Consider the following 5,823-nt stretch of genomic DNA (forward strand, 5'->3'; position numbering starts at 1 on the left):
GTGTCGTGGACGGTGCTCGGCAGGTTGACCGCGATGGTCATGCTCTCCGGAAGGCTCGAGGCCAGGTCGTCCGTGGGGGCGTCGAGGCCGACGGTGGCATCGCCCGCTTCATCCGATTCCCTGCTTGTGGCAGCCATGACAACAACACCTTCCCCGACTCGCGAACCCTCAAGTTTACCCCGGAGACGGATCTGTCCACCGACCGGGTCCCGCAGTCGCCCGATCAGGCCGGGCCGATCTCGACCAGCAGATCGCCGGCGTCGGCCTGTCTCGTCTTCGGCACCGCGAGCCGTCTCACCGTTCCCGCGATGGCGGTCGTGATCGCCGCCTCCATCTTCATCGCCTCGATGGTGGCCACGGTCTGGCCCGCCTCCACCCGGTCTCCCTCGGCGACCTGCAGCGTGACGACGCCGGAGAACGGGGCGGACACGTGTCCGGGATTGGTCACATCCGCCTTCTCCGCCGACGGTGCGTCGACCGCGATGCGGCGATCGCGAACGAACACCGGCCGGAGCTGGCCGTTGAGCATCGTCATGACGGTGCGCATGCCCTTGTCGTCCGGGTCGCCGATGGCCTCCAGCCCGACATAGAGGCTGATCCCCTTGCTGATCGCGATGACGTGTTCCTGACCCTGCCGCAGCCCGTAGAGGTAGTCGACCGTGTCCACGACGGAGAGGTCGCCGAACTCGTCGCGCACCTGCTCGAACTGGGCCGTCGGACCGGGGAACAGCAGACGGTTGAGCGTCGCCCTGCGCGAGGCGGCGTCGCCTGCGAGACCGGCACGGTCCTCCTCGCTGATCTCCTCGACCCCGATCTTCACCATGCGGCCGGCAAGGACCTTGCTGCGGAATGGCTCTGGCCAGCCTCCCGGGAGGTCGCCGAGCTCTCCCGCCATGAAGCCGATGACGGAGTCCGGGATGTCGTACTTGTCGGGATTCTGCTCGAAGTCGTCCGGATCGGCGTTGGCCGCCGCCAGGGCGAGGGCGAGATCGCCGACCGCCTTCGACGACGGGGTGACCTTCGGGGGGCGCCCGAGAATCCTGCTCGCCGCGGCGTACAGGTCCTCGATCAGCTCGAATCGGTCGCCGAGGCCGAGCGAGATGGCCTGCTGGCGCAGGTTGCTCAGCTGCCCGCCGGGGATCTCGTGCTTGTAGACCCGCCCGGTCGGACCGGCAAGACCGGACTCGAACGGCCGGTAGGCATGGCGCACCGCCTCCCAGTACGGCTCGAGGTCGGAGACGGCGCGCAGCGAGAGGCCGGTGTCGCGTTCCGTGTGGGCGAGGGCGGCGACGAGCGCGGATGCGGACGGCTGGCTGGTGGTCCCCGCCATCGGCGCGCTCGCGACGTCCACGGCGTCGGCACCGGCACGGCTGGCCGCGAGCAGGGTCGCCAGCTGACCGCCCGGCGTGTCGTGGGTGTGGACGTGCACCGGCAGGTCGAAGCGCTCACGCAGGGCACCAACCAGCTTCTCCGCCGCGCTGGCGCGAAGCAGCCCGGCCATGTCCTTGATGGCAAGGATGTGCGCCCCCGCCTCGACGATCTGCTCGGCGAGTCTCAGGTAGTAGTCGAGGGTGTACAGGTCCTCGGCGGGATCGAGGAGGTCGCCGGTGTAGCAGAGGGCGACCTCCGCGACGGTGGTGCCGGTCGAGAGCACCGCGTCGATCGCCGGACGCATCTGCGAGATGTCGTTGAGTGCGTCGAAGATGCGGAAGATGTCGACGCCGGTTGACGCCGCCTCCCGCACGAAGGCATCCGTCACCTCGGTCGGGTACGGGGTGTAGCCCACGGTGTTGCGCCCACGCAGCAGCATCTGGATGGCAACGTTCGGCAGCGCCTCCCGCAACGAGGCGAGGCGATCCCACGGGTCCTCGCCGAGGAACCGCAACGCGACGTCGTAGGTCGTACCGCCCCAGGCCTCGACCGAGAGCAGTCCGGGGGTCATCCTGGCCACGTACGGGGCGACGGCGACGAGGTCCCTCGTCCGCACCCTGGTCGCCAGCAGCGACTGGTGAGCGTCGCGGAAGGTGGTCTCGGTGACCGCCAGGGCGGTCTGGCTACGCAGCGCACTGGCGAAGCCGACCGGGCCGAGCTCGAGCAGGCGCTGACGGGAGCCGTCCGGGGCGGGTTCGGTGATGTCGATCGACGGCAGCTTGACTGTCGGGTCGATGATGCCCTCCCCGTCGCCGTTGGGGTGGTTGACCGTGACGTCGGCGAGCCAGTTGAGGATCTTGGTGCCGCGATCCTTCGACTGGCGCGTCGCGAACAGCTCAGGGCGCTCCTCGATGAACGAGGTGCTCAGATCGCCGGCGACGAAGGTCGGGTCGTCGAGGACCGCCTGGAGGAACGGGATGTTCGTGGAGATGCCGCGGATGCGGAACTCCGCGAGTCCGCGCTTGGCACGGGCGACCGCCGCGGGGAAGTCGCGACCCCGGCAGGTCATCTTCACGAGCATGGAGTCGAAGTGCGGGCTGATCTGGGTGCCGGGGTCGATCGTGCCGCCGTCGAGCCTGACCCCACCGCCGCCCGGCGAGCGGTAGTTGGTGATCTTGCCCGTGTCGGGGCGGAAGCCGGCCGCCGGATCCTCCGTCGTGATGCGGCACTGCAGGGCGGCGCCGTGCATGCGGATGTTCTCCTGGGTGAGCCCGAGCTCACGAAGGGTCTGCCCGTAGGCGATGCGCATCTGCGCCTGCACGAGATCGATGTCGGTGATCTCCTCCGTCACCGTGTGCTCGACCTGGATGCGCGGGTTCATCTCGATGAACACGTGCTGACCCTTGCGCTCCCCCGCCGTGTCCAGCAGGAACTCCACGGTTCCTGCGTTCACGTAGCCGATCGATTTGGCGAAGGCGATGGCGTCGCGATACATGGCCTGGCGGATGTCCTCGTCCAGGTTGGGTGCCGGGGCGATCTCGATCACCTTCTGGTGGCGCCGCTGCACGGAGCAGTCCCGTTCGAACAGGTGGACGGTCTCCCCCGTCTCGTCGGCGAGGATCTGCACCTCGATGTGCCGCGGACGCACCACGGCCTGCTCCAGGAACATGGTCGGATCGCCGAAGGCGCTGTCCGCCTCGCGCATCGCGCCTTCGAGGGCCTCCCTGAGGTCGGCCTTCTTGTCGACCCTGCGCATCCCGCGACCGCCGCCGCCGGCGACGGCCTTCGCGAAGATCGGGAACCCGATGGCGTCGGCTCCGGCGAGCAGCTCGTCGATGTCCTTCGAGGCGGGGGTCGACCTGAGCACCGGGACGCCGGCGGCGACCGCGTGCTCCTTCGCGGTGACCTTGTTCCCGGCCATCTCGAGCACGTGCTGGCCGGGGCCGATGAAGGCGATGCCGGCCGCGGCCGCGGCCTCCGCGAGTTCGGGGTTCTCCGAGAGGAAGCCGTAGCCGGGATAGATGGCGTCCGCTCCGGACTCACGAGCGACCCGGACGATCGCGGCCACATCGAGATAGGCGCGTACCGGATGGCCGCGCTCGCCGATCTGGTAGGCCTCGTCCGCCTTGAGCCGATGCATCGAATTACGATCCTCGTAGGGGAAAATGGCCACCGTGTGGGCGCCCAGTTCGTAGGCGGCGCGGAAGGCGCGAATCGCGATTTCGCCGCGGTTGGCCACGAGGATCTTCTTGAACATCTGGTCCTTTCCAACTCCGGCTCGCGACACGCGGGAGTCCGAAGGACCCGGCCGCGAAATCGCTGTGACGGCGACACGAAGATTTAGGTTCTTTCAGACTAGTGAAGGTATCGTCTCTTCTTGTGCATGTACTCAGCGTGAGCTCCCTCAAGGGAGGGGTGGGAAAGACCACTGTGACGCTCGGGCTCGCCTCCGCCGCCTTCGCGAAGGGTCTGCGCACCCTCGTGGTGGACCTCGATCCGCAGTCTGACGTATCGACCGGCATGGACATCAACGTCGCCGGACACCTCAGCGTCGCGGACGTCCTCGCCTCCCCCAAGGAGAAGATCGTCATAGCGGCGATCGCTCCGAGCGGATGGACCAAAGGCCGTCCGGGCAAGATCGACGTCATGATCGGAAGCCCGTCGGCCATCAACTTCGACGGCCCGCATCCGAGCATCCGCGACATCTGGAAGCTCGAGGAGGCGCTGGCCAACGTCGAAGCCGACTACGACCTCGTTCTGATCGATTGCGCCCCGTCCCTCAACGCGCTCACCCGCACGGCCTGGGCTGCGAGCGACCGGGTGACCGTCGTCACCGAGCCGGGACTGTTCTCCGTCGCCGCCGCCGATCGTGCCCTTCGTGCGATCGAGGAGATCCGCAGGGGCCTCTCGCCCCGTCTTCAGCCTCTCGGCATCATTGTCAACCGGGCCAGGGTCCAGTCGCTCGAGCACCAGTTCCGCATCAAGGAGCTCCGCGACATGTTCGGCCCGCTCGTGCTGAGCCCCCAGCTGCCCGAGCGCACCTCGCTCCAGCAGGCGCAGGGCGCCGCCAAGCCGCTGCACGTCTGGCCGGGCGAGAGCGCCCAGGAGATGGCACACAACTTCGACCTGCTGCTCGATCGCATCCTTCGCACCGCGAAGATCGGCGAGTACGCGGTCACCGCCTAACGCGGTCGACACCTGACCAGGCTCCCGCAGCCGTTTCCCGTCCACGAACACTCCCACAGGACCCACACCAGCCATCGGCAGGGAAAGTTCACCGAGTCGCCGAGCGGTGGGTCGGACAACGCATCAGCGACTCTGACATCCACGCTCTTGGGTTCCTACTCCTGCTCGTCAGAGGAGAACCTTGACCTACCAATCAGCCGCGAATAGTCGTAATGTGAAAACGCTTCGCAATTTCTCCGGGATAAAGATCATCATGAACGCTATCCGTATTGCGGCTCTCGTCGTGCTGGCAGGGCTGGGCGTGTACTTCTCACTCGTGGTACCCGCTTTAACGATGAATGTGAATGGCTTGGCGTTCGGGATAGTCTTCCTGCTCGCTGCCGTCGTTCTCCTCGTCGTGATCCTGCGCGGCCGCCGACGCGGCTCTCCCTCGGCCGATAGGTCATAGCGCCTTTACTGCAGAGTCGACCCGGTTCAGAGTCGGCTCTGTCGTGCTTTAATCCCAGCCGTCCGGGTGCGGCTCCAGGCGAAGATTGGCGGGATTTGCCAGCCGTGTGATAGCCCACGCCGGCCGCGCGCCGAACACTCCCGCTCGGTCAACGAACCCACCAACGCGCACGAGGAGAGAAGAGGGAAAAGAACCGCTCCGGTCAGGAGGCCTTGGTGGCGCGCCTGGCCGCGAGCTCGTCGGTGATGTCGGGACGCTCGGAGTCGAGCTCGACGAGGCTGGACTCCACCTCGCGCAGGACCTTGCCGACGGCAATGCCGAACACCCCCTGGCCGCGGCTCACGAGGTCGATGACCTCGTCGTTCGAGGTGCAGAGGTAGACGCTCGCGCCGTCGCTCATGAGGGTCGTCTGGGCGAGGTCGTTCACGCCGGCCTCCCGGAGCTGGTTCACGGCCGTGCGGATCTGCTGCAGCGAGATCCCGGTGTCGAGCAGGCGTTTGACCAGCTTGAGCACGAGGATGTCACGGAACCCGTAGAGGCGCTGGGATCCGGAGCCGGCCGCACCGCGGACGGTTGGTTCGACGAGCCCGGTGCGAGCCCAATAGTCGAGCTGTCGGTAGCTGATCCCCGCGGCCCTGGCCGCTATGGCGCCGCGATAGCCGGCGGCATCGTCGAGATCGGGCAGGCCGTCGGTGAAGAGCAGTCCGAGATCGTAGCGAGAATCCTCACCACGGGTACCGAGCTCGCTCATCTGACTGCCTTTCCATTCTCTCGACCTGCTGCATCCGTCATTCCCAACGTTCAAGGAATGGTTGATA

The 5,823-nt window shown here is 67.1% G+C and carries 4 protein-coding genes; 2 read left to right on the plus strand and 2 right to left on the minus strand.

Annotation, left to right across the window (positions count from 1 at the left end):
• Positions 1–223: 223 nt before the first annotated feature.
• Positions 224–3,628, minus strand: coding sequence for a pyruvate carboxylase (locus tag VGC18_RS00760; protein WP_331093209.1), 3,405 nt, complete (start codon positions 3,626–3,628; stop codon positions 224–226).
• 122 nt (positions 3,629–3,750) lie between these two features.
• Between VGC18_RS00760 and VGC18_RS00765 the strand changes: the two genes are divergently transcribed.
• A complete protein-coding gene (locus VGC18_RS00765) occupies positions 3,751–4,557 on the plus strand; it encodes a ParA family protein (RefSeq protein ID WP_331093214.1) in 807 nt (268 codons plus the stop codon).
• A gap of 181 nt (positions 4,558–4,738) precedes the next feature.
• Positions 4,739–5,005 (plus strand): hypothetical protein, encoded by a 267-nt coding sequence (locus VGC18_RS00770; protein ID WP_331093210.1) that lies wholly within the window; start codon positions 4,739–4,741, stop codon positions 5,003–5,005.
• A gap of 202 nt (positions 5,006–5,207) precedes the next feature.
• Here the strand turns inward: VGC18_RS00770 and VGC18_RS00775 are convergent, their stop codons facing one another.
• Positions 5,208–5,756, minus strand: a complete 549-nt coding sequence (locus VGC18_RS00775) for a MerR family transcriptional regulator (RefSeq protein ID WP_331093212.1) — start codon at positions 5,754–5,756, stop codon at positions 5,208–5,210.
• Between the last annotated feature and the right edge of the window lie 67 nt (positions 5,757–5,823).

This window comes from Lacisediminihabitans sp., from assembly GCF_036404185.1.
Lineage (GTDB): Bacteria > Actinomycetota > Actinomycetes > Actinomycetales > Microbacteriaceae > Lacisediminihabitans.